Origin of the sequence: Centipeda flueggei ATCC 43531 (genome assembly GCF_000160695.1) — a bacterium.
GTDB lineage: Bacteria > Bacillota > Negativicutes > Selenomonadales > Selenomonadaceae > Centipeda > Centipeda flueggei.
The window spans coordinates 224,276-249,275 of sequence record NZ_GG694006.1; the positions used below are offsets into that span (position 1 = coordinate 224,276).

Here is a 25,000-nt window from a genome sequence, read left to right on the forward strand (position 1 = left end):
TGTTCACCTCCTTAAATCATGCAGTAAGCATTCCCCTGCTCTTCTGTCTGCACACCGAATGCCTCATTGTAGTATTCCTCGCGCAGTGCCATCACCCCGCTCTCCGTCCGCCAGACTGCACCAAGTCCTGCGAGTTCTTTTATCTCATACGAAAAGAGGTTAACCATATATTGCTGCGCTGATTTCATCTGCTTTCCGATTGATTTCCTGTCGAAAATCCTGTCATCAAACGCGACAATCATATCCTTCCCGCCCGCATAGGGAACAAGTACGGCTTCGCTATGTGAATCAATGACAGTAAAGGAACGCCCCGCATCCCGAAATGCCTGCCTAAAATAAGAAGAGATCCTATCCCCGCGCCCCATACGAGCCTGCACACCTGCGCTATTGCCGCTTAATAAGTCAAATATTGTATTTTGAGTGCTCAGAGGATATCTCATTTCTTTCCCAGTACGTCCAGCATAAAACCTGCGAAAGTACTCCTGCATGATTGAGGGGCTTAAAATTGTATTTGCCGCTCGATCATAAAGCATAACGCGGGCAATATTTTTCCCGTGACGAATGTCTTTCAAGTGATCAAGATTTTCATCGGCACATTCAAAAACCCGAACTATCCCCTTCTCCATTTCCCCGTGCCGATTACACCGCCCTGCAGCCTGCGCGATGGAGGAGAATCCTGCCAATGCACGATAAACCACGGGAAAAGACACATCAACCCCCGCTTCAATCAGCTGTGTACTGATGCAAACAAGTCTTTTCTCCGGATGATTTTTACGCTCAGCAAGCGCCCTTCGAAGTTCTTTTAAGGTTGCTTTACGATGTGCCGAGCACATCTTCGTGCTAAGGTGCACAATTTGTATCTCTTTATCTGAAAGCTGTATCTTTTCCGAAACAGCCTGATAGATTTCCTTCGCTTTTTTCGTGAGATTCACAATACAGAGTACATCCCCGATTTCTTCCACGCTTTTGCAGATTTCTGAGGCAATCTCCTCCGCAGACCACCCACCATCACGATAACAATTTTCAACATCTACCCTTTCGAATCCTTCAAATGTCTTTTCAATATCCGAGGTCATGGCTGCGTTGTCACTGAGATTGATTGAAACATCTAGCTTCTCCAAAGGTGGCTGGGTTGCCGTACACAGAACCGCTGTAATGCGGCAGAAATCTTTAAGAAAATTCATAGCTGCATTGAAAAGAAAAGTACATCGTACAGGAAGAGTCTGTATCTCGTCAAAGATTACAATGCTGTCCTGCAGAGAATTCATCCTGCGAATGGAACTGTTCCCGCCAGCAAAAAGTGTGTTGAGAAACTGCACCTGTGTTGTAAAGATGATGGGCACATCCCATCGTTCTGTCAGGATACGACGCCAGTCCATACTCTCTGTGTCTTCTCCGTCCGCCTCGGTAATGACATTGGAATGATGCTCCAGAATTGCTTCATCCACGCGGAAAATATCGCGAATTTCTTTGACGTTCTGGTCGATGATCGAGGTGTAGGGTATGACGACAATGATTCGTTTCTTTTGATATCTCTGTGCATGCTGTAGGGCAAAACGCATGCTTGCCAGCGTTTTCCCTCCGCCCGTGGGAACACAAAGCCTGAAAATTCCCGGTTCCTCCTCCGCAGCTTTCAAACAATCATCGCTGATTTTTTTGCGCAGCTGTGCAATCTTCTTTGCTTTTGGTTCCTTCGGCAGAGAAAACCCCGCAAGTTTACACTCCAATTTATCAGAGAAACTCGCCCATATCTCAGCAGTTTCCCATTCATCCGTCAGTGGTCTATCCAACTCAAATTCCGCGCTGTCCAGGCGATCTGCGTCAATCAGCATACTAAGCAGGAGTTTGTGTACCATGCCCCAGTAAAAACAATATGCTTCACTCATCTCGTCATCCGAACAATGTACGGCACACGCAATTTTCGCATCCAAATCGACAATCTCATAAATCGACTGTTCAAATATTCTATTAAGTTCTTCCTCCGCAATCACTTCACTGAAAAAATATTTGAGATCGACCCGAGAGAGTATATCCGCCTTATCGTTACGGCGAAGAAAATCAGAAGATTCATCTTTTCCATCTTGTCCATAATAATTCAGTAAGCCAGTATGATGTGAAAAAATCACAAGCGATGCGATTTCTGCAACAAACCTATAATCTGCATTCTTTCTTCCATACTGTACCAACAGCAACTGTCCGCCCGCCGTCGCGTGGTCGACCTCACCCCTGCGGCTGTAATCTCCCGGATGCTTACGGCACCAGTCAAGATACTCTGCAAACTCCGCCGTACACTTGCCGAGATCATGCAGCACGCCGATCAGATAAGCAAGCGACGAGAGTCCGAGCCTCGCCGCATCTTCTTTCATTAAATTGCCCACACGAAGAAGATGATCCTCCATCGACTGTTCTTTCGAGCCATCGCGCCGAATATGTGCAAGATACTGTTTCATCTTCATCTCACTCCTAAGGTCATAATTCTATTTTATTTTATTAATTCCTTTAACTATTTATTCTAATCAAAAAATTTTATACCCTTTCATGTATAGACATGACATTAAAAAATCCCCTCGTCCGAAAATCATCAGATGAGAGGATATATTGTTCATTTGGTGGCGGCACAGAGATTTGAACTCCGGACACTGCGGGTATGAACCGCATGCTCTAGCCAACTGAGCTATGCCGCCGATGGTGGGCAGGGATGGATTCGAACCATCGTAATCCGAAGATGACAGATTTACAGTCTGTTGCCTTTAACCACTCGGCCACCTACCCAAAAACTTTGACAAGTATATGCGATAAGGCGCTCCTTTGTCAAGGAGTTTTTCCCGTTATTCAGCAAGCGGTTTCATCGTCGGGAACAGCAGCACATCGCGGATGGACGGGCTGTCCGTCAGGAGCATGACGAGGCGGTCGATGCCGATGCCAAGTCCGCCTGTCGGCGGAAGTCCGTACTCAAGTGCCGTCACATAGTCATGATCCATGACATGTGCCTCGGCATCCCCTGCCTCGCGCTGTGCGAGCTGATCCAGGAAGCGCTGTTCCTGATCGATGGGATCGTTCAGCTCCGTAAAGCCATTGGCGAGCTCACGCCCATAGATGAAGAACTCAAAGCGATCTGTGATGCGCGGGTCGTCCGCGTTGCGCTTGGCGAGCGGCGAGATCTCCGTCGGATGTCCCGTAATGAAGGTCGGCTGCATCAGAGACTCCTCGACCTTCTCCTCAAATGCCGCATTGAGAATTCCGCCGATGCCATGACGCTCCTCGAACGGGACGTGAATCTCGCGCGCCATGGCGCGTGCCTCGTCCACTGTACGGCAGGAGAGGAAGTCCTTCCCCGTCGCCTCACGGACAGCATCATTCATACTGATGGTACGCACCTGTCCAAGGTCGATCTCAACCCCCTGATACGTGATCTTCGTCGTCCCCAGTACATCCTCTGCCGCCTGACGGACAATACCCTCCGTGATCGCCATGAGATCGTAATGATCAGCAAATGCCTGATAGATCTCAATGGAGGTAAACTCAGGGTTATGCCGTACGTCCATCCCCTCGTTGCGGAAGACGCGCCCCATCTCGTAGACGCGATCCAGTCCGCCGACGATCAGACGCTTTAGACTGAGCTCGGTCGCAATACGCAGATAGAGGTCGATGTCGAGCGCGTTGTGATGTGTGACAAAGGGACGCGCCGCTGCCCCACCCGCGAGTGTGGAAAGCACGGGCGTCTCAACCTCTAGGAAGTCGCGCGCATCGAGATAGCGGCGAATCGATTGGAGGATTGCCGTGCGCTTACGGAATGTCTCACGCACCTCCTGATTGACCATGAGATCAAGATAGCGCTGACGATAGCGTGTATCCACGTCCTTCAGTCCGTGGAACTTCTCAGGCAGAGGACGAAGCGCCTTGGCGAGGAGGTCAAAGTCCTCGACACGCACAGTCACCTCACCGCGCCGCGTCTTAAAGACGACACCGCGAATGCCGATGATGTCGCCGATATCGAGCCGTTTGAACTCCTCTTTGTACTTCTGCTCGCCGAGCACGTCAAGCTTAAAGTACACTTGAATGTTCCCCGTGCGGTCATTCAGCGTGGAGAAGGACGCCTTGCCATGTCCGCGAATCGCCATCAGACGCCCTGCGATGTGAACTTCCTTTCCCTCCTCATCCTCGGCGAGATGCACGTATTCCTTTTTCAGATTTTCCGCATAGTCCGTGACCTCATAGCGATGTCCGAACGGCGCGATACCCATGGAACGGAATGCATCCATCTTTTCCCGACGGACGCGCATCATTTCATTCAGATCCTGTTCCTGAGCAACGGATGCATGTTCTTCAGCCATCAATGTTCCTTTCACTTCTTGATATCGATAATCTTGTACTGGATGACACCCGCGGGGGCATTCACATTGATGGTGCGCCCGATTTTCTGTCCGAGGAGCGCCTCGCCGAGCGGGGACTCATTCGAGATCTTTCCCTCATCGGGATCCGCCTCCGTCGAACCGACGATGAGGAACGTCTCCTCCTCGTCAAACTCCAAATCCTTAACCGTCACACGGCTGCCCATCGTCACAGTCTTGCCGTCGCCCGCCTTGATGATGTCGGAGTTGCGAATCTTGTTCTCGAGCTCCTGAATCTCGCCCTCGAGAAATGCCTGCTCATTCTTCGCGTCATCGTACTCAGAGTTCTCGGAGAGGTCACCGAGAGCAATGGCGGCCTTTAAACGCTCTGCGATCTCGATGCGTCGAACGCTTTTGAGATAGTTGAGTTTCTCAACGAGCTTGTTGTACCCATCTTCGGTCAGCATGACCTTTTTCTCTGCCATGAAATGATCTCCTTCACTCTATGTGTACTTTTTTATTGATTTCATCCAGCAGTGCGGTGAGTTCCTCACCGCCTGACAGGACTAATGCTTCTCTTTGTGCATGCCGGAGTTTTTTGATCTGACATTCCCTCCGCTGCGCCTCCTCCTTCGTCGAAAAGGACTCGACATAGGCGAGGAAAACGGGGCGGTGCGCACGCGTGTACTTTGCCCCGCTGCCGTCGTTATGCGCACGAAGACGCCGCTCAAGGTCGTTGCCAGCCCGCGTAAAGGCTCCCGTCCGCGCACCGCAGGAGGTAGGTGTAGTTCATTCGTCCGCAGACTTGATCGTGATCTTCTCGATCACGACATCATGCACGGGGCGGTCTGCATAACCGGTCTGCGTGTGTCCAATGTCGCGTACGACATCCATCCCCTTGATCACCTTTCCGAAAACGGCATGATGATCGTCCAGCCACGGCGTCGCGGCAAGCGTGATGAAGAACTGACTTCCGCCCGTATTGGGCCCCGCATTTGCCATAGAGAGGATGCCCTCATCATCATGACGGAGTGACGGGTCGAACTCATCGGGAATACTGTAGCCCGGTCCCCCCGTGCCATTCCCGTTCGGATCTCCGCCCTGAATCATGAATCCGTCAATGACGCGGTGGAAAATCAGCCCGTCATAGAACCCCTTCTCCACGAGATCAGTGAAATTTTTCGTCGTGATCGGCGCCTTGTCCTCAAACAGCTCGACCTCAAATGTTCCCTTATTCGTTGTAAAAACTGCGATGTGATTTGCCACGGTGTGTTGTTCTCCTTTTTGATTCTGTGACGGCATATTGAGTGACATCCCTGCGTTCCCGCTGTGCACGATACAAAGCACGGCAGCCACAACGAAAAAAACGAGCGCAAGGACAGAAAATTTCTTTCCCATTCTACCGAATGCTCTCCTATATTTCAACCAAAATTGGAAAATTTATGCCGCTCTCCCGCCGTGCAGGGGGACCACACAGGAATTTCACGCCCCTTGGCAAAGAAATCTGCGGAGGGCTGCCATGCGGGATAGCCAACGGAATGCATCGCAACGAGTGCGCGCGGGTTCGTCTCGGCGCAGAACACCTTAGCTCCGCGTTCCATGGATGGACCAAGACGCCCGTCCACAGGGAAAAATGCGACGTCACACGAAAGCCCCGCCAGCCGTTTCATCTGTTTCCGAAAGCCGTTCTCGGCAAACTTACGGTTCACCTCGGTGTCCCCTGTCCAATCCCACCAGTTAAAATCGCCGGCATGGAAGATACGCTTTCCGTCCGCCTCGACGAGGAACGATGTTCCCTCGTCCGTAGAGGAGAACGATGTCACGGATATGCACTCATCCTGCCATGCATCGTAGCAGCCGATCCACGTGGTCTTATCCTGCGGAATCCGTGCTGCTCCTGCATTTTCACGAATGTCCTCACTGAGAATATAGCGTGTGGTGTGTGCCGAAAAATCGGCAATCATCGGGTTAAAGTGGTCAAAATGTGCATGTGACGCAAAAAAATACAACGGCGCATCCCCATGCGCCCCAATTTGCTTCGGCAGCACGCCGGCAGGATCATCAAACGCATCAAACACGAGCAGAATCTCTCCCACACGGATGAGAAATCCGCTGTTCAGCAAATAGGTCGCTTCCACGAACACTCATCTCCTTTCGTTTTCATCTTCGGTATTTTCATCGGATGCTGCGGCATCGTTTTGATTGATTCGCCCGAATCCGCGCCCCATAACCTCATTGGCCGACATAATGATGACGAAGGCATGAGGATCGACATTATGGACGATAAATTTCAGTTTTCCGACCTGCGTTGTCCCGACGCAAACGAAGACAACGTTGCGCTCACGGCGCGTATATGCTCCCTGTCCATGCAGAAATGTGACACCGCGGTGCATGTTGTCGATGATACTCTCCGCGATTTCCCGATGACGATCGGAGACGATCAGCACGGCCTTGCGCTGATTGAATCCAGCGACGATCTTATCCACCATCGTCGCATTGATGAACATATAGATCAGCGTGAACATCGCCGGCGCCATGCCAAACAGGAATGCGGCAATCAGCATGATGAGACAGTTGAGCGAGAAAAGCACGCCGCCCATGTGCAGATCATAGTACTTTCGCACGATCGCCGCAAGAATGTCGAATCCGCCCGTGCTGCCGTTCATGCGGAATACAATGCCGTAGCCTAGTCCTGCGAATACACCGCCGTACACCGTCGTCAGCATCATATCGTTCACCGGCGCATAGGCATTGAACGGGCGTGTGAGATCAAGCAGAAAGGAAAAAATCGCCGTACCGATGATAATATCAACCGTATACGCACGCCCCATCAGCTTCCATGCCATGAAGAGCAGCGGAATGTTATAGACGAACGTCTGCAGACCGATCGGCAGTCCAAACAGATAGTAGACAATCATCGCAATTCCGGTTGCACCGCCCGTGAGCAGATGAGCCGGAACGAGGAAGAGATTGATCGCACTGCTCGCGATGAGACATCCCAGCGCAATGCCGGCATAGCGCATGACGCGATGCCCCAGTATACGCATGTGCAGATGATGCGTCATGTTCCGTATCCTCCCAGACGAACAGGAGCAGCAGACGGCAAGGCAGTCACATCTATCTCCTTCTGTTCAATGAAATCACGCGCAAAATCCTGCACACAAAAGGGGCTGTATGGAGAACGTGCAAGTTCCTCTGTCTCCTCCTCCGTCAGCGGCAGCATGGTCATTCGCACGGAAAGCAGCGCTCCGTGCTCGGCATCCAAATTCAATACGAGACGGCGGTGCGCATTCATCGGCTCGTCATAAACATAGCAGGTATGATCGTCCATGAACTGCCGCTGTGCTTTTCCAAACACACGAAAGATATAGCTGCTCGTCGCACCATAGCGTACATCCTGCCGCAGACGGTACGCCCCCCCCATGAGGCTGATGTCCACCACTTTCTTTCCCCCGGCAGTAGTCGAGACAACAACATCACCGTAAGTGAACGTGCGGAGATGAATTCCATGGACCATCTGCGTCCCCTCTGTATCCTCCTCGCCCCATGCCTGTTTAAGTGTCTGCTCTGCATCCCCGAGGGCAATGCCGCGATAGGAAAAGTCTGCGTCTTGTATCTGCCCCGCCGCTTCTCCTCTTGCAAAGAGAACACAGAATGCCAGCATACAGGAAAGAAAAAAGAGGGTACACTGCATATCGTTCCGCATATTCTTCACCTCAACCATCGGAAGCAATCAGATAGGGGCGTTCTCAAAAGGAAAAGCTGCCATGCTCCATGATCGTGATCTCCTGCCCCGTCCGCGTCCTGCCGACGACGGACAGATCTGCCGTCCCGATCATAAAGTCCTCGTGAACAAGAGAATGATTGACTCCATGACGGAGAAGCTCCTCCTCCGTCATGCCATCTCCTCCCCTGATGCACGTCGGATATGCCTTACCAAGTGCCAAGTGGCAGGATGCATTCTCGTCAAAGAGCGTATTGTAGAAGAGGATACCGCTCGCTGAGATGGGCGACGCGTGCGGCACGAGAGCCGCCTCGCCAAGGAAGGATGCCCCCTCATCCGTCTGCAGGAGCTCGCGCAGATACTCCTCCCCGTTCTCCGCGTGGTAGTCCGTCACCTTCCCTGCACGGAATGTCAGCGAAAAACCTGAGATCAGATTTCCGTTATAGTGCAGGGGCTTCGACGCAACAACAACACCGTTCACACCGTCTCGCTTCGGCAGTGTGTAGACTTCCTCCGTGGGAATATTCGCGACAAACATCGTCCCCGATGCCGCCCGTTCCGCACCGCCCATCCAGATATGCCCCTTGGGCAGCTCCACATGGAGATCCGTGCCCAGACCGTTCCGATAGTGAAGTTCCGAAAAATCATGTGCATTCAGAAAATCTGCCGTCTTCTGCAGAGCGGACACGTGCTCCTTCCACGCCGCAACGGGGTCAGACTCCTCCGACACGCGCACGGCACGCAGAATCTCCGTCCAGAGCCGCGCTGCCGCTGTCTCTTCTGTCTCGTGTGGGAACACCTTGCACGCCCACGCAGCCGTGGGGACAGAGACAACGCACCACGTATTCTGATTGCTCATCAGTCGTGCACGATAGCCCTGCAGTGCCTTGCCTGCTGTCTGCCCTGCCTCCGTCAGACGTTTCGGGTCGACATCGGAGAAAAGATCCGGGTGTTCCGCCGCAATGGAGATAAACGCCGCTCCCTGCGCCGCACTTTCATCGTAGAATGCCTTCCGCCACGCAGGGAACTCACGGAATCGTGCAGCAGGCGCCTGACGAAAGCGGATATGTGAGAACTCCTCATCACTCCAGTTCACAGTGACATCATGCGCACCTGCACAGTAGCCCTCCTCCGCGAGCGCATGGACAAAATCTGCACAGGCAATCGGCGCATGAATAACGAGCGGTTGGTCTTCCTGAAGATTCACACCGACACGTACCACAAGAGCGGCATATTTACGAAGCAAATTCGTATTCATTCTACACCTCATCTGTATCAAAGAGGAGTGTCACTGGACCGTCGTTGACTGATGCCACCTGCATATCCGCACCGAATTCTCCATGTGCGACAGAGACGCCGTGTTCCCTCAGATGCGTCATAAACGCTTCATACATAGGAATCGCCACATCCGGCTTTGCCGCCTTGGAAAAGCCCGGGCGGCGCTTTTTGAGATCTGCAAAGAGCGTAAACTGTGAGATCACCAATACCGCACCGTTCACCTCAGAGAGCGCACGGTTCATCTTTCCCGCATCATCGGAGAACACGCGCAGATGAACGATCTTTTCCGCCAGATGCGCTGCAGCGGCATCCGTATCCTCCGGTGCAATACCAAGCAGAATGAGATAGCCCGTCCCGATCTGTCCATGCAGGACCCCATCAATATGGACGGATGCCTCCTTGACACGCGTGACCACTGCTCGCAACATATCACCCCGTTGTATTCTCCGTATTTTCTCTACATAATGTGCTCTATTATAACACGCCTTGCCGCAGATGTCTTTCTTATGCGGAGAAAAAAGCCGAAAGAAGCTGCGTAAGTGCCGCCTGATCCTCCGCTCCCATGGTCTCGCGTGCAGAGTGCATCCCGAGAACAGGGACGCCGATGTCCACTGTCCGCATCGGCAACTGCGCCGAGAGAATCGAGCCTAGTGTCGCCCCGCCCGGCGCATCCGAGTGATTCGTAAACACCTGATAGGGAATCCCCTCGTCCTCACACAGTGCCCTTATGACAGCACGCCCGAGCGCATCCCCGGCATAGGATTGATTTGCCGCCACCTTCAGCACGACACCTCCGTTCAGCACGGGCCGATTGGTCGGATCTGCCTTCTCCGGCACATTGGGATGGAGCGCGTGAGCAACATCCACCGAGAGACAGAATCCTTGCAGAATCGTCTCAAGATACTCCTCACGCGAGCATCCGAGCGCCGTATAGACCTGCTCCAAGATCATCCCAAGCACAGCTGAACCCGCGCCCTGCTTCGTGCGGCTGCCGACCTCCTCATTGTCAAAGAGCGCTGCAACACGGATGCCCGCCATGCCATCCCAGCCATTCACTGCATCGAGACATGCCTTGACCGAAGATAAATTATCGAGGCGCGGTGCCGACAGAACCGCATTGTCCGCCCCCAGCAGACAGCCGCACTCACAGGGATAGGCATTCAGATCATAGGACAGGATCTCCTCTGGGGGCGCGTTCAGCTCCTCAGCGAGAAGTGAGGTCAGTCTATCCTCGTCAGCGTCTTCTTCATGACCGTCGAGGAAGAGCAGCGGCAGGAGATCTTTCTGCGGCTTCAGCTCCACCCCCTCATTCACCTTGCGGTTCATATGAATCGCGAGATTCGGAACGATCATCAGCGGGCGGCGGAAATCGACACAGTGCATCTGCGGGGCAAGAGAATCTGCGCTGCGCACGGCCACAGCCCCTGCGAGTGAGAGAGGACGATCCATCCACGTACTGCGGATCATTCCGCCGTATACCTCCACATTGAGCTTGCCATATCCGTGCTCATGCATCACAGCATGCGGCTTGACGCGCAGACATGGAAAATCCGTATGGGCACAGACAATGCGAAGCGGTCCGTGCACATCTTCGCCAACCGAAACAACAACGCCGCCCGTATCAAACAAAGGAAAATAATAACTGTGCCCCGCAGAAATCCCTTCCTCAGGAGACAGATGCGCCCCGAGCAGTGCGTTGCACGTCCTGCCTGCCACATGATACGGCGATGTCGCCGTATCAATAAAGTCAATCAATTCCTCGGCACATTTCGTCTCTTCGTAGGTCACGAGAAAGCCCTCCGCTCCATAAACAGAAAAAGACCCGCCCACCGGCTGGTCTTCACTAAGCAAAAAATGGTCGGGATGACAGGGTTCGAACCTGCGGCCTCATCGTCCCGAACGATGCGCGCTACCAAACTGCGCCACATCCCGACAACGATATGTATTCTAGCAAGTTTCGTGGGAAAATGCAAGCATTATTTTTGTATAGAGGGATCGCTGATGCATGCACTGACTCTCAAAAAAAGGAAGTATTGTTTACCCGCGTACGGCTTTCAGCACCACAGAGAGGAGCATATCCTCTGAGGGAACTTCGGTAAATGACAGGCCTGCACCGCTTGACGGTACACTCCTCTTGCGGCGATTGAACCAAACGGCACTCCACCCCGCTTCTGTAGAGCCTGCAACATCCAGATCAAAGGAATCACCAACATAGAGGAGCTGTGCCCCATTCAGTTCCAGCCGCTCTTCCATCAGCTGAAAAATGCGCTGATCTGGCTTACGGAACTTGAGATCTCCCGAGACGATGATCGCTTCTTCCGGCATCCACTTGGACATGCCGAGGGATGCGATTTTTTTGCGCTGATGAGTTGATTCGCCGTTTGTGATGATACCGATCTTCGCACGTGTGCGGAGATCATTCAGCATCCGCACTATGGTAGGTGACAACTGAATCTGATACTGGAGCCCCATGTAGACACGTTGGAATGCCAATGCCTGTGCATCTGTTGTCTGAACATCTGCCTCCTCGAGCGTCTTGCGAATGCGGTAGATGTAAAACTCATCCATGCTGATCTTTCCTGTCTGTGACTCCTCAAATCGCTCGTCACTGTAACGGCGAAATGACAGGAAAAGTGCGGGCAGATCAAATGCCGAACGCTCCCCATAAAGTCTTCGGAGCGCATTATAAAAAGGCTGTGCCATATCGTACAGCGTATCGTCAACGTCGAATACTACTCCTCGTATGCTCATAATCCCCTCGTTTCATGTGCATATAATACCCACTTACATTATTATAAAGGAAAGGTCTGCTATATGCAATCTGTCATTTTTCCTTAATTATGTAATATCTTCCCATCTGCAAATGTCTCCACAAAGAGATGGTGTCCGTCGGTACGAAAGACAATCGCGCCGTCCTCATCCGTACGGAGGGTTTTTACCTGCATCTGCTTATACCGTTCCACTACGTCAGCATGCGGATGCCCGAAGCTGTTCCCCGCACCGACACAGTAGACAGCATACATGGGATGAACGGCACGGATAAACTCCTCCGAACTGGATGTATGCGAGCCGTGATGCGGGATTTTTAGAACGGTTGCAGAGGCGTCCGTGCCCGCTGCGAGCATCCTCTGCTCATGTTCCCGAATGAGATCGCCCGTAAAGAGGAAGGACGCATCACCATAGCGGATACGGTAAACATTCGATACCTCGTTGCCTGTCGCATTGTCCAATGGATCAAGTGCCGGCGCATAGAGCACCTCCACGGTAACCCCGTCCAGAACAAAGGTATCCCCCGCCGCCGCCCGACTAAGCTTCGACAGCAGCGGATTTGCATCACCGAGGCGCATGCTCATGGCGTAGGCATGACGTCCCTCATCCGCCGTATAGACGTGTTTTACGGGAAGGCGGGAGAGAATCGCCCCCGCGCCCGCCGCATGGTCTTCGTGAGCATGCGAGAGAAAGATGTAGTCCACCTCGCGCACTCCGTAGTGGAGGAGATATGGTACATCGACACGCGCGCCAATATCAAATGCACTGTCCCTCGTTCCGCCTGTATCAAATAGCATCGCATGGCCGTGCGGTGTCACAACGAGGGCACAGTCCCCCTGCCCCACATCGATGAAGTGTACAGCCATCTCGCGCGGCATGACCATACGCCACGCACACACACCGACAAGGAGGGCAAGGCACAGTACTGCCGCAATGCGGCGATATGCCAAGAAGCGCGATAGGATCTTCCTGCGCATCTCGGTCGGCGCACAGAGCATTAGGATCACCGCATAGTAGCAAACAGACGGAACAATCCCTATCGACGGCAGCCATACCTTAGACAGGGGAAAAGCTGCTAAGGCACGTGTCAGCTCAAACGATATGCCGAGCAGGACGCTGTCAGCGGCAAAGAGAATTCCGCCGAAGAGCGGCAGGAGATAGGCAACAATGCCGGCAAAGAGCCCCATGATGATGATGAGTTCAACGATGGGCACGACGACGAGATTGGCGAGAAGCGCGGAGATCGACACCTGATTGAAATACCATGCCAATACGGGAAGCACCATGAGCTGCGCGGCAATTGTAATGGAAAATGCCATAGAAACGAGGCGCGGCAGACGATGCATCTTCGCGGCGAGTACAGGGGCGAGGAAGAGAAGCCCTGCTGTCGCCAAAAAAGACAGCTGAAAGCTGATGTGAAAGAGGAGCAGCGGCGACACCATAAGCATGAACAGGCCCGTCAGAAGGAGCAGGTACTTCGCGTCGCGTTCGCGCCCGAGCACCAGCCCGAGAAAGGCGGCCCCGCCCATCATACCGGAGCGTACAGCAGGCGGCACCATGCCCGCCAGCAGAACATAGAAGAAAATCGCAGAAATCACAACGGCGGCACCGAACCATCGGGGCAGGCGCAGGATAACAGCAATCCACGCAATCACGGCGGCAATCAGACTGATATGGGAACCCGACACCGATAAAATATGAACGATCCCCGTTGTCGTATATGCTTCCAGCAGGGCCGGGTCGATTCCCTCATAGCCTCCGAACAGCATCGCAAAGATTGCCGCCGCATCTGTACGCGGCATGACCGCTCGCATACGCTCAAGATAATGCGTACGAATCTCTGCCGCGCGGCGCATCCACTGCTCCCACAGAGAAATATCATCACGGGACTCGATGGATACACTGCCCCGACGTGCCGACAGAGATGCCGTGATCCCCTGCGTGCGCAGGAGGAGTGCAGTGTCAATCTGTCCCGGATTTTGATACCCATGCGGACGGCGAATCTTCCCCTCTGCCGTGATCCTGTCTCCAATGCGCCCCACATCCTGCGGCATGTCCGCATCCACACGTTCGTAGAGGAGCAGCTGTCCGCTTGCCGCACGCTCTGTACTGCCTCGCCCCAGAGTATGCACCACAACCGTATAGCGAATCTGCCGCGTTCCGTCTGTACGCTCCGTGACACGCGGCATCTCGGTGATGATGCCCGAGACATGAGTCTCCTCTCCTGCCGCATGGGATATGTCCTGCACCGGCAGCTCATACGCCCCTGCAAAGCGAAACATTCCCGCAACGAAAAAAAGCCCCACAAACGTTATCCATGTCCGTTCGTGCTGTTTCAGAACAAGGATAACGGAGGCTGAAAAAAGAATCAGTACGGCAGAGATAAGATAGATGAGATGCACGGAAAGAGAAATACCACCGCAGGCACCACAGATAATGCCGAGACAAAACGCCGCCAACAGCCCCATGAGGAAGCGCAGCGGGTGCTGTCCCGTTTTCATAGCGTCACACGGTCTTTCAGTTTCTCAAATTTAGCCGCGCCAATCCCGCGCACCTTCTTGATATCGTCGATGGTCTGAAATGCACCGTTGCTCTCTCGGTACTCCACGATACGCGCAGACATGGCGGGACCGATGCCGGGCAGCTCCTGCAGTTCCTTCTCGGTCGCTGTATTGAGATTGATCTTTCCGTCCGCCTGCCTGCCGGAGGATGTCGCCGCCCCCTTTTCTTCCGCATCATGCAGACGCACGGGCACACGAATCTGCATCCCATCCTCAAGATGTGCTGCCATATTGATGTGGTCAACGTCCGCTGTCTCGATCACACCGCCGGCAGCGTTCACCGCATCGGCGACACGTTTGTCCTCATCCAGCGTGACGAGTCCGGGCTTCTTTACCTCACCCGAGACATAGACCGTGACTTTGCGCAGGGGCTCGACATGCTCGGTCGTTGCTGTGTCAAGCGCGATGGCATTCTGCTCTGTATAGTAGCCATAAGACGCACCAATCAGTACAGCACCAAGCAGCACCAGGAGAATCAAAAGTGATTTTTTATAGAGCGGCATCAGATCATCTCCTAGTACACGTTCCTCCCGCTGAAGATCTCGATCATCTCACGGCGCAGACTCGTACTGATGAGCAAGCGCGTTTTTGGTGGAATTTCATCAACGTCTGTATTGAAGAGGTAGTTTTGGAGCTGTGGTTCCTTGATCAGCATCCGGGTATGGAAAAGACTTGCCTGATAGAGATTGATGTCCACGGCATCATACTCGTCCAATGTCTCCTGCTTGATAAACTCCTGGATGGAGGTCATCTTAGTATCCATGAACAGCTTGCGTCCCTGTAGATCGCGCGTAAAACCACGCACACGGTAATCCATCGTAATAATATCCGAATCAAACTGACTGATGAGGTAGTCCAGCGTCTGCAGCGGCGTGATCTCTCCACAGGTCGCAACGTCGATATCTACACGGAAGGTCGCAATACTTGTATCAGGATGAAACTCAGGATAAGTATGAACGGTGACATGACTCTTGTCCAGATGGGCGAGCATCATCTCCCCCGTGAGAGGCGTCCCATTGAGGGGTTTCTTCCTGCCCGATATGACCGCCGCCTCCTCTGCAATAAGCATCGTCACACTCGCTCCCTGCGGATCATAGTCCTGTTTGGCGATATTCAGAATCCGCGCACCAATCATATCGGTCACCTGCGAGAGGATCTTCGTGAGACGGTCGGAGTTGTACTGTTCATCAATGTACTTGATATAGTCCCGCTGCTCACGCGCCGACTTTGCATAACAAATATCATAAATATTGAAACTCAGCGCCTTTGTCAAATTGTTAAATCCGTACAGTTTCAGCTTCCCATCCAACGCAGGAGCTCCTTCCTCTCTTCACATGACCACACATTCGATATCTATATATGATCTTACTTCTCGTTCTTCTTAGGGGTATGCTCCGCCTTCCACACCTTGATCCACTCCAGACGTTCCCGAAAACGGCTCTCCATCCCCTGCTCACTTGGACGATAGTACGTACGTCCCACTAGTGAATCAGGAAGGCACTGCATATTGGTGATATGCTCCTCGGCATCATGCGCATACTGATAGCCCTTGCCGTAATCCAGATCCTTCATCAGCCGCGTCGGTGCATTCCGTATCACCAGCGGCACGGGCTCGGCAAGCATCGTGCGCGCATCCGCAGCTGCCGTAAGATATGCTGTCTCCATGGCATTGGACTTTGGTGCGAGCGAGAGATAGATAACAGCCTCCGCCAGATGCACATTGCACTCGGGATACCCGATGTAGTGACACGCCTGGTAGACAGCGACGGCAAGTTCCAGCGCGCGAGGGTCGGCAAGTCCGACATCCTCAGCGGCAAAACGAACCACACGGCGTGCCACATAGAGCGGATCCTCTCCCGACTCAAGCATCCGCGCAAGCCAGTAGACTGCTGCATCGGGGTCCGAGTTACGCATGGATTTATGAAGTGCTGAAATGAGATTATAGTGTTCCTCGCCGTTCTTGTCATAGAGCAGAGTTTTCCGCGTGATGCACTGCGCGAGATTTTCCTCCGTGACGTACAGCTCGCCATCCCGCTCATCCGCATTGAGGAGGAGCATCTCGAGCGTCGAGAGTGCACTGCGTGCGTCACCGTTGGCAAAGGCAGCGACGGCAGTGATCCCATCATTGGACAGATGGATGTGCATCTGCGACAGCTCTCTGTCCGTTGCAATCGCATGGCGGAGGAGGCGTTCGATGTCGGCCTCAGTCAGCCCCTGCAGGACAAAGACGCGGCAGCGCGAGAGCAGAGCGTTGTTGATCTCAAAGGAGGGATTTTCCGTCGTTGCTCCGATGAGAACAATGCTTCCCTTCTCCACAAACGGCAGAAACGCATCCTGCTGCGCCTTATTAAAGCGATGAATCTCATCGACAAAGACGACGATGCGCTCTCCGTACATACGGCGGCGATCCGCCTCCTGCATCACCGTGCGGATTTCCTTAATCCCGCTTGTCACGGCGGAGAACGTGATGAACTCGGCCTTCGTACGAGCGGCGATGATCTGCGCCAGTGTCGTCTTGCCGACGCCCGGCGGTCCCCAAAAGATCATCGATGTGATGCGGTCACTCTCAATGAGACGGCGCAGTATCTTCCCCTGCCCAAGGAGATGCTCCTGCCCGACGAAGTCGTCAAGCGTGCGTGGACGAACGCGCTCCGCGAGCGGCTGATACGCAGCACGCGCAAAGAGCCTGCCCTGTTCGTCCATAGCCATACCTCCTGTACAGAGTTTTTCACTCTGAATTATCTCATAAAATTCACACTTAGGCAATAGAAAAACGGCTCGAACTCATCCAAACCGTTCTTCATCCTTATATTCTATCGTCAGAGAATAAAGCGCGATACATCGTGGTCGCCGGCAATGTCTGCAAGACAGCGGTCAACATACGCCGCATCGATGACGACCTCCTTCTCCGTGAGATCGGGCGCGTCAAAGGAAAGTTCCTCCAAAAGTTTTTCGAGCAGAGTATAGAGACGTCGTGCGCCGATGTCCTCCGTCTGCTCGTTGACGGTCTCCGCCAGCTGCGCAAGGCGGCTGACGGCATCATCTGCAAAGCGCAGAGAGACGCCCTCCGCGCCGAGCAGCGCACTGTACTGCTTGATGAGCGCGTTGCGCGGCTCGATGAGGATGCGCTCGAAGTCCTCCTTGACAAGCGACTTCAGCTCGACGCGAATCGGAAAACGCCCCTGCAGCTCGGGGATAAGGTCCGACGGTTTTGCCGTATGAAATGCCCCCGCCGCGATGAAGAGCACATGATCGGTCTTGACAGGGCCATACTTCGTAACGACCGTAGAGCCCTCCACAATCGGCAGGATGTCACGCTGAACGCCCTCACGCGAGATGTCGGCACCCGCACTGCGTCCATTACTCACGGCGACCTTATCAATCTCATCGAGGAAGACGATGCCGCTGTATTCGGCAGCGCGCACCGCCTCCTCGGCGACGACATCCATATCGACAAGTTTGTCCGCCTCTTCTGCCGCGAAGATCTTGCGTGCCTGTGCGACTGTCACCTTGCGCTTGCGGCGGTTTTTCGGCACGAGTTTCCCGATCATGGACTGAAGATTGTCGCTCATCCCCTCTAAGGAAGAGCCGGCAAACATATTACCCATCGGCCGCGCGGATTCCTCCACCTCGACTTCGATGACATCATTCTCTAGCTCACCGGAGCGCAGTCGTTTGCGCATCCACTCACGCCCTGCCTGATACTTCGGCGGCTCTTCCTTTTTTCCCTCCGGCTCATCTGCCTGCGAGGAGAACAGGCTGCCGAGCGGATTCGTTGACTTCTTCGGCGGCGGAACAAAGACATCGATGAGACGCTCCTCTGCGTTCTCCTTTGCCTTGTCCTCCACTTCCTCAATCTTCTGCTGGCGCACCATCCGCACGGAAGTCTCGACGAGATCGCGCACAATAGACTCCACGTCGCGTCCGACGTAGCCGACCTCGGTAAACTTGGTCGCCTCCACCTTCAGAAAGGGTGCGCGCACAAGGCGCGCCAGACGGCGGGCAATCTCCGTCTTGCCGACGCCGGTCGAGCCGATCATGAGGATGTTTTTCGGAATGATGTCCTCGCGCATATCCGCATCGAGCTGACGGCTTCGCCAGCGGTTGCGAAGAGCGATCGCAACCGAGCGCTTTGCCTCGTGCTGACCGACAATATACTTGTCGAGCTCGGCGACAATCTCGCGCGGCGTCTGTTCGTTGACTCCGATCTGACTCATGATTCCAGTACCTCCACCGTGATGTGATGATTCGTATAGACGCAGATGTCCGCAGCAATCGAGAGGGACTCTTTGGCAATCGCGGGCGCATCCAGTGCCGAATGTGCCACGAGAGCGCGTGCCGCTGCAAGGGCAAAGAATCCGCCCGAACCGATCGCCGTGCAGTCGCCATCAGGCTCGATGACCTCGCCGTTGCCGGAGATCATGAGGATACTGTCCTGGTCCGCAACGAGGAGAAGTGCCTCCAATTTGCGCAGTACTTTGTCCGTACGCCAGTCTTTTGCCAACTCCACGGCAGCGCGTTGGAGGTTGCCGCTGTACGACTCCAGCTTGACCTCGAATTTTTCAAAAAGGGTAAATGCGTCCGCAACCGAGCCTGCGAATCCTGCAAGGATTTTCCCATGATAGAGCCGCCGCACCTTGCGTGCGTTCGCCTTCATGATCGCACGCTCGCCGAAGGTCACCTGCCCGTCACCCGCGACAGCAACCTTTCCATCCTTTTTGACCGCCACAATGGTCGTTGCGTGAAATGTCACAGTGTCTCTCCTTCCAGAAAATGCTTCAAATTCTCCAATGCACGCTCTGCCAGCATCTTTTTTTTCTCCGGCTTTCGCGTGCGGCGCGGCAAGTCCGCGAGCGGCGGCAGCAGCCCGAAGTTAATGTTCATGGGCTGAAAATGTTCTGGCTCACAGGTCGTGATATAGTGTGCAAGTGCTCCGTGGCAGGTACTGGTGGGAAATAGGACAGGCGATTCCCCCCGTGCCAGCCGCGCGGCATTTTTCCCCGCGACAAGCCCCGATGCAGCGGACTCGACATACCCCTCCACACCGGTCATCTGTCCCGCGAACAACAGACGGTCATTCCCTGCATACTGGAATGTCGGACGCAAATGACGCGGTGCACTGATAAAGCTGTTGCGGTGCATCACGCCGTAGCGCAGAAACTCCGCCGCTGCCAGTCCCGGAATCATTCGAAAAACACGCCGCTGCTCCGGCCACTTGAGATGGGTCTGAAATCCGACGATGTTGTAGATCGACCCCGCTGCGTTGTCCTGCCGCAGCTGTACCACAGCATATGGACGCTCCCCTGTTATGGGATGCTCAAGCCCGACAGGCTTCAACGGACCATAGAGAAGCGTATCTCGCCCGCGCGAAGCCATGACCTCGACCGGCATGCAGCCCTCGAAGAAAATCGCTTTCTCAAAATCATGCGTCTCCGCCGCCTCTGCCGTCGTCAATGCCTGCCAGAATGCGTCATACTCCGCTTCGTTCAAGGGGCAGTTGATATAGGCAGGCTCGCCCTTCCCATAACGCGAGGCCCGGTACGCCACATTCATATCAATGCTGGAGAAGCTGATGAGCGGCGCCGCCGCATCGTAGAAATACAGTCCATCATCACCGAGCAGGCGGCGGATCGCATCCACAAGCCGCCCATCCGTTAGTGGTCCGGAGGCGACGATGAGGACACTGTCATCCGTGGACGGCAGCTCCGTGATCTCTTCGTGATGCACATGAATGAGCGGATGCTGCGTAATGCGCTCCGTCACATAGGAACTGAACGCCTCACGATCCACCGCCAGTGCACCGCCGGCAGGGACAGCCGTATGGTCTGCCGCCTGCATGATGATGGAGTTCATGCGGCGCATCTCCTCTTTGAGTACGCCGACGGCATTCATCAGCCCTGCCGCCCGCAGTGAGTTGCTGCAGACGAGTTCGGCAAAGGCATCCGTCTTGTGTGCCGGCGAATGGCGCAGCGGACGCATCTCAAAAAGCTCCACAGCAATTCCTGCTTCAGCCGCCTGCCATGCTGCCTCGGCACCGGCAAGCCCGGCACCGATGATGCGTACGCCACTCACGAGTGCGTCCCCTTGCGCGCACCTTTCTTTCGTTTCGTTGTCGGCTTCTTCGCCGCAGCGTCCGTCTCCTTCGTCTTTTCAAGGGCTTCCTGTGCACGCTTTTTCTGGCGTGCCAGCTCCTTTTCGATGGGGCTGCCGATGCGCGAAGGGCACGCCTCGTTGCTGCAGTACAGGATAGCACGCCCCGTACGGTAGCGATGCTTCTGCATAAATGCGCCGCAGGTTTTGCAGGTCTCCTTCTGGGGCTCATCCCACGTCGTATAGTCACATTCAGGATAGCGGTCGCAGCCGAAGAATGCGCGCCCGCGGCGGCTCTTTCGCTCGACGATCCGCCCGCCGCACTTAGGACACAGAACCCCCGTGTCACGCAGAAGAGGTTTTGCATTACGGCACTCAGGGAAACCGGGACAGGCAAGAAATTTGCCAAAACGTCCCTGCTTGACCACCATCATGCGGCCGCACTTATCGCAAGGAATATCGGTGACCTCCTCGGGGAGCTCCACCGTGCCGATGGCATCCTCCGCTTTTTTCAGCGTCTGTTCGAATGGTGTATAAAAGCTGCCGAGCAACTCATTCTTGTCAAGTGATCCGTCAGCGACGCCATCAAGTTCTCCCTCCAGATTTGCCGTGAACTTGACATCGACGATGTTCTTGAAATGCTCCTCAAGCATATCTGTGACGATAAAGCCCAACTCCGTCGGACGGAACTGCTTTTCCCGCCGCTCTACGTAGCCACGCTTCTGGATGGTCTCGATGATGGGCGCGTACGTACTCGGACGACCGATCCCTAATTCCTCAAGGGCCTTGACAATCGACGCATCATTGTAGCGCGGCGGCGGCTCGGTAAAGTGCTGCTCAGGATTCAATGCTCCCAGCGTCAGGGGATCACCGTCCACGAGGTCGGGCAGGAGCGTGTCCTTCTCCTTCTTTGCCGTTTCCGCTCCAACATAGACAGCAGTGAAGCCCTTGAACTTCAGCTTCGAGCCATGCGCGCGAAGACGATAGTCCCCCGCCGCAATCTGCGCCGCGATGGTGTCGTAGAGGGCGGCGGACATCTGACTGGCGGAGAATCGCTGCCAGATGAGCGTATAGAGACGGAGCTGATCTCGGTTCAGATAGCTCTCCACCTCTGCGGGCGTACGCAGGATACTCGTCGGTCTTATTGCTTCGTGTGCATCCTGCGCCTTCTTCCCCATCGCGTAGACATTCGGACGGGGCGGAACATACTCTTTTCCGTACTCTTCACTGAGGAAACTGCGCGCCTCGTCCACGGCAAGATTCGAAATGCGCGTCGAGTCGGTACGCATATACGTGATGAGGCCGGTCGCACCGTGACGACCAAGAACAACGCCCTCGTAGAGCTGCTGAGCGATCATCATCGTGCGCCCCGACGTAAACCCGAGCTTGCGTGCCGCATCCTGCTGCAGAGAACTGGTCGTAAAAGGCGGCGCGGCTTTCTTCCTGCGCTCACTGCGCTTGACCTCTTGTACGGAAAAGCTACGCTGTGCCAGATCGTCCGTCAAAGTCTTTGTTTCCGCTTCGTTATGGAGGGAAAGTTTTTTCCCGTATGCATGGGTCACCTCGGCGGTAAATGCATGCTTCCCCTTTTTCAGCTTTGCCTCGACCGTCCAGTACTCTTCGGATTGAAACGCCTCAATCTCGCGCTCACGGTCGCAGATCAGACGCACGGTAACCGACTGGACGCGCCCTGCGGACAGCCCCTTACGTACCTTGCGCCAGAGGAGGGGCGACAGCTGATAGCCAACGATGCGGTCCAGCATACGGCGTGCCTGCTGAGCATCCACCTGGGCCATGTGAATTGGCCGCGGGTGATGCACCGCCTCCTCAATCGCAGGTTTTGTGATTTCGTGAAAGACGATGCGGCAGTCCGTCGCAGGATCAACGCCAAGGATATGCGCAAGATGCCATGCAATTGCCTCCCCCTCACGGTCAGGATCGCTCGCCAGATAGATTTTATCGGCATCCTTTGCCTCTTTTTTGAGTGTACGGATCAGATCGCCTTTCCCACGCACATTAATGTATTTCGGCTCAAAGTTATGTTCCACATCAATGCCAAATTGACTTTTGGGCAAATCGCGCAAATGTCCCATCGATGCACGAACAGTATACTGTTTGCCGAGGTGCCTCTCGATGGTCTTTGCCTTTGCAGGAGACTCCACGATCACCAGAATTTTTTTCTGTGACTTTTTTTCCGCCGTTTTCACTGTCTTCGTTTTTTTCGCTGTGCCGGCTTTTGCCTTTCGGGCAGATGCTTGCGTCGCCAATCCGTCAGTTCCTTTCGGCACGCCGATAGGCGTGCATGTCATTTTCTATGATAACTCCCTTTAGCTGCATCTGCAGGAGAAGGAGCGGGAGACTCGTTGTCGTGCTCACAGGCAGACTGTCGATAATTTCATCCATGGTCAGCGCGTGGTCGAAGGAGAGCACCTGATAGATATGGGCCTCTTCCGGCGTCAACTGGGTACGGACAGAGCGGCGCGGCGATTCAACGAGGTGCATCTCTTCGAGAATTTCACGCGGAGATTCCACAAGGCGTGCCCCTGCACGGATGAGGTTATGGCAGCCGCCGCTCTGCGGCGAATAGATGCTGCCGGGAATCGCATAGACCTCGCGACCCTCGCTGAGTGCCATCTCAGCGGTGATCAAGGAGCCGCTGCGTCGTGCCGCCTCAACGACAAGCACTCCCTCCGCGAGTCCGCTGATGATGCGATTGCGCGCAGGAAAGAACATGGGCAGCGGCTGCGTCCCGGGGGCATACTCTGAGAGGACTGCCCCGCCGGAAGTGCAAATCTCCGCCAACAAGCGTCGATTCTCCGACGGATAGGCAACATCCACCCCGCAGCCGAGCACCGCGACCGTCCGACCGCTGCGCAGCGCACCGCGATGTGCACGGGTATCAATCCCGCGTGCCGCCCCGCTGACCACGGTGACACCTGCGGCGGCAAGATGCTCCGCGAACTCCAGCGCGGCGGCCTCCCCATATCCCGAAAACTTACGTGCACCGACAATACTGATGCGTCGTACATCAGGCAGCAATGTGCCGCGGCAGTATAGTACAAGCGGCGGATCAAAGATCTCACGCAGAACGATCGGATAGCGTTTATCCTCCATCGTTACCACAGCAACATCAAGGCGCCGACAGCTTTCTTCAAGTCGTTCCGGAAGATGCGGATCCGATTGAATGTGCTGTGCCAGTACATCAGCAACAACATCCGTGAGTACCCCCGCCGCACGCAGCGCATGGGCAGACATGGACCAGATCTCCTTCGCCGAAGAATACACTGCCAGCAGCTTCCGCATACGAACACTGCCCACCTGCGGACAGCGCAGAAGTGCCGCCAGATACCACCGATCACCCATTCTATACACGCTCCCCATCTTACCTAAATTCAGGAAAGAATGCAACTAGCTGCCGCTGTTTTGTTCTATATTATTATCTGGGAAACAACTTATCTCCAAAAGCATAATAAACCATCAAAAAGATGAGAAGGAGTAAAAAAATATCAGCCATCAAGACAGCTCCTATAAAAAAAGAGGGGCTGAGCCCCTCCCAGATTCTGCATCATCACATCACGCGACGTGCACCGATATAGCATGCGCCCCAATAACCGCCGTACAGATTGTCAATTGCGACACCACGGCTCGACGAGGCATTAATAAAGTTGCCATCACCAAGGTAGATGCCGACGTGTGACGGTCCGTAATCATATGTGGAGAAAAATACGAGATCGCCAGGAACCATCTCTGCCGACGAAACTGGATAGCCGACCTCATACTGAGCATCCGCTGTGCGCGGCAGGTAAATCCCCGCGTTCGCAAAAACGTAGCGGACGAAACCGGAGCAGTCAAACCCCGCCGGTGTCGTTCCACCGAACGAGTACGGCACGCCAATATACTGCATGGAGTCTGAAACAATGCGGCGGACAAAGTAGTTTGACCCGCGGCTGACCTGCGGCATTGACTTGCCAAGGAGTGCCTCATATGTTGCCGGCCCAACAAGTCCATCCGCATCCAGTCCGTGTGCTGCTTGGAATTCCTTGACAGCCTCCGCCGTCGCTGGGCCGAAATCACCATCAGCGGCAACATCATAACCATAATTAGAAAGCTGTCCTTGAATCTCGGCAACATCCGTTCCTTGATCACCAATCTGGAATGACTCTGCGCTCGCAATGGAGGCGAAGCAGAGAAGCATTGCGGATAATGCAAGAATCTTGATTTTCTTTCGCAAGCAAACACTTCCTTCC

21 protein-coding genes, 3 tRNA genes and 1 pseudogene are annotated in these 25,000 nt (G+C 54.4%); all 25 read right to left on the reverse strand.

What is annotated here, in order from left to right; all coding sequences use genetic code 11:
• Positions 1-11: 11 nt before the first annotated feature.
• Positions 12-2,450: a CRISPR-associated helicase/endonuclease Cas3 gene (locus HMPREF0908_RS01085; RefSeq protein ID WP_040572298.1), complete on the reverse strand. Its 2,439-nt coding sequence runs from the start codon at positions 2,448-2,450 to the stop codon at positions 12-14.
• Between the two features lie 157 nt (positions 2,451-2,607).
• A tRNA-Met gene (locus HMPREF0908_RS01090) sits at positions 2,608-2,684 on the reverse strand.
• Between the two features lie 2 nt (positions 2,685-2,686).
• Positions 2,687-2,772 (reverse strand) — tRNA-Tyr (locus HMPREF0908_RS01095).
• 56 nt (positions 2,773-2,828) lie between these two features.
• Positions 2,829-4,334: a lysine--tRNA ligase gene (gene lysS, locus HMPREF0908_RS01100; protein WP_006689564.1), complete on the reverse strand. Its 1,506-nt coding sequence runs from the start codon at positions 4,332-4,334 to the stop codon at positions 2,829-2,831.
• 11 nt (positions 4,335-4,345) lie between these two features.
• Positions 4,346-4,816: a transcription elongation factor GreA gene (gene greA / locus HMPREF0908_RS01105; protein ID WP_006689565.1), complete on the reverse strand. Its 471-nt coding sequence runs from the start codon at positions 4,814-4,816 to the stop codon at positions 4,346-4,348.
• Between the two features lie 13 nt (positions 4,817-4,829).
• A pseudogene (locus HMPREF0908_RS10470) lies at positions 4,830-5,124 on the reverse strand (GIY-YIG nuclease family protein).
• Positions 5,121-5,729 carry a peptidylprolyl isomerase gene (locus HMPREF0908_RS01110; RefSeq protein WP_006689566.1) on the reverse strand — a complete coding sequence of 203 codons (609 nt, stop codon included), beginning with the start codon at positions 5,727-5,729 and terminating at the stop codon, positions 5,121-5,123. Before HMPREF0908_RS01110 ends, HMPREF0908_RS10470 begins: the two are co-directional and overlap by 4 nt.
• 23 nt (positions 5,730-5,752) lie before the next feature.
• Positions 5,753-6,469 carry an MBL fold metallo-hydrolase gene (locus HMPREF0908_RS01115; protein WP_211204774.1) on the reverse strand — a complete coding sequence of 239 codons (717 nt, stop codon included), beginning with the start codon at positions 6,467-6,469 and terminating at the stop codon, positions 5,753-5,755.
• Between the two features lie 6 nt (positions 6,470-6,475).
• A complete protein-coding gene (locus HMPREF0908_RS01120) occupies positions 6,476-7,396 on the reverse strand; it encodes a YitT family protein (protein ID WP_006689568.1) in 921 nt (306 codons plus the stop codon).
• Positions 7,393-8,055 (reverse strand): hypothetical protein, encoded by a 663-nt coding sequence (locus tag HMPREF0908_RS01125; RefSeq protein ID WP_006689569.1) that lies wholly within the window; start codon positions 8,053-8,055, stop codon positions 7,393-7,395. Before HMPREF0908_RS01125 ends, HMPREF0908_RS01120 begins: the two co-directional genes overlap by 4 nt.
• Before the next feature lie 25 nt (positions 8,056-8,080).
• Positions 8,081-9,313 (reverse strand): aminopeptidase, encoded by a 1,233-nt coding sequence (locus HMPREF0908_RS01130; RefSeq protein WP_006689570.1) that lies wholly within the window; start codon positions 9,311-9,313, stop codon positions 8,081-8,083.
• A 1-nt stretch (position 9,314) separates the two neighbouring features.
• A complete protein-coding gene (gene dtd, locus HMPREF0908_RS01135; protein ID WP_040572463.1) occupies positions 9,315-9,758 on the reverse strand; it encodes a D-aminoacyl-tRNA deacylase in 444 nt (147 codons plus the stop codon).
• Positions 9,759-9,837: 79 nt separating this feature from the next.
• A complete protein-coding gene (locus HMPREF0908_RS01140) occupies positions 9,838-11,121 on the reverse strand; it encodes a M18 family aminopeptidase (RefSeq protein WP_040572464.1) in 1,284 nt (427 codons plus the stop codon).
• Positions 11,122-11,188: 67 nt separating this feature from the next.
• Positions 11,189-11,265: transfer RNA gene (locus tag HMPREF0908_RS01145), tRNA-Pro, on the reverse strand.
• 105 nt (positions 11,266-11,370) lie between these two features.
• A complete protein-coding gene (locus HMPREF0908_RS01150) occupies positions 11,371-12,084 on the reverse strand; it encodes an HAD family hydrolase (protein WP_006689573.1) in 714 nt (237 codons plus the stop codon).
• An 83-nt stretch (positions 12,085-12,167) separates the two neighbouring features.
• Positions 12,168-14,603, reverse strand: a complete 2,436-nt coding sequence (locus tag HMPREF0908_RS01155; protein ID WP_006689574.1) for a DNA internalization-related competence protein ComEC/Rec2 — start codon at positions 14,601-14,603, stop codon at positions 12,168-12,170.
• The gene (locus HMPREF0908_RS01160) at positions 14,600-15,166 is read right to left on the reverse strand and encodes a helix-hairpin-helix domain-containing protein (protein WP_006689575.1); all 567 of its coding nucleotides are present in this window, start codon (positions 15,164-15,166) and stop codon (positions 14,600-14,602) included. The genes HMPREF0908_RS01155 and HMPREF0908_RS01160 overlap by 4 nt, the downstream gene beginning before the upstream one ends.
• A gap of 11 nt (positions 15,167-15,177) precedes the next feature.
• Positions 15,178-15,972 carry an adenosylmethionine decarboxylase gene (gene speD / locus HMPREF0908_RS01165; RefSeq protein ID WP_006689576.1) on the reverse strand — a complete coding sequence of 265 codons (795 nt, stop codon included), beginning with the start codon at positions 15,970-15,972 and terminating at the stop codon, positions 15,178-15,180.
• 56 nt (positions 15,973-16,028) lie between these two features.
• The gene (locus tag HMPREF0908_RS01170) at positions 16,029-17,366 is read right to left on the reverse strand and encodes a replication-associated recombination protein A (protein WP_040572299.1); all 1,338 of its coding nucleotides are present in this window, start codon (positions 17,364-17,366) and stop codon (positions 16,029-16,031) included.
• A gap of 116 nt (positions 17,367-17,482) precedes the next feature.
• Positions 17,483-18,880 (reverse strand): ATP-dependent protease ATPase subunit HslU, encoded by a 1,398-nt coding sequence (hslU, locus tag HMPREF0908_RS01175; RefSeq protein WP_006689578.1) that lies wholly within the window; start codon positions 18,878-18,880, stop codon positions 17,483-17,485.
• Entirely contained in the window at positions 18,877-19,416 is a 540-nt protein-coding gene (gene hslV, locus HMPREF0908_RS01180) for an ATP-dependent protease subunit HslV (protein WP_006689579.1), read from the reverse strand. Before hslV ends, hslU begins: the two co-directional genes overlap by 4 nt.
• Positions 19,413-20,735, reverse strand: a complete 1,323-nt coding sequence (gene trmFO, locus HMPREF0908_RS01185) for a methylenetetrahydrofolate--tRNA-(uracil(54)-C(5))-methyltransferase (FADH(2)-oxidizing) TrmFO (protein WP_006689580.1) — start codon at positions 20,733-20,735, stop codon at positions 19,413-19,415. Before trmFO ends, hslV begins: the two co-directional genes overlap by 4 nt.
• On the reverse strand, positions 20,732-23,062 hold the full coding sequence (gene topA / locus HMPREF0908_RS01190) for a type I DNA topoisomerase (protein ID WP_006689581.1): 2,331 nt from the start codon (positions 23,060-23,062) through the stop codon (positions 20,732-20,734). Before topA ends, trmFO begins: the two co-directional genes overlap by 4 nt.
• On the reverse strand, positions 23,025-24,116 hold the full coding sequence (gene dprA, locus HMPREF0908_RS01195; RefSeq protein ID WP_040572301.1) for a DNA-processing protein DprA: 1,092 nt from the start codon (positions 24,114-24,116) through the stop codon (positions 23,025-23,027). Before dprA ends, topA begins: the two co-directional genes overlap by 38 nt.
• A gap of 205 nt (positions 24,117-24,321) precedes the next feature.
• Positions 24,322-24,984, reverse strand: coding sequence for a C40 family peptidase (locus HMPREF0908_RS01200; RefSeq protein WP_040572302.1), 663 nt, complete (start codon positions 24,982-24,984; stop codon positions 24,322-24,324).
• Positions 24,985-25,000 lie beyond the last annotated feature (16 nt).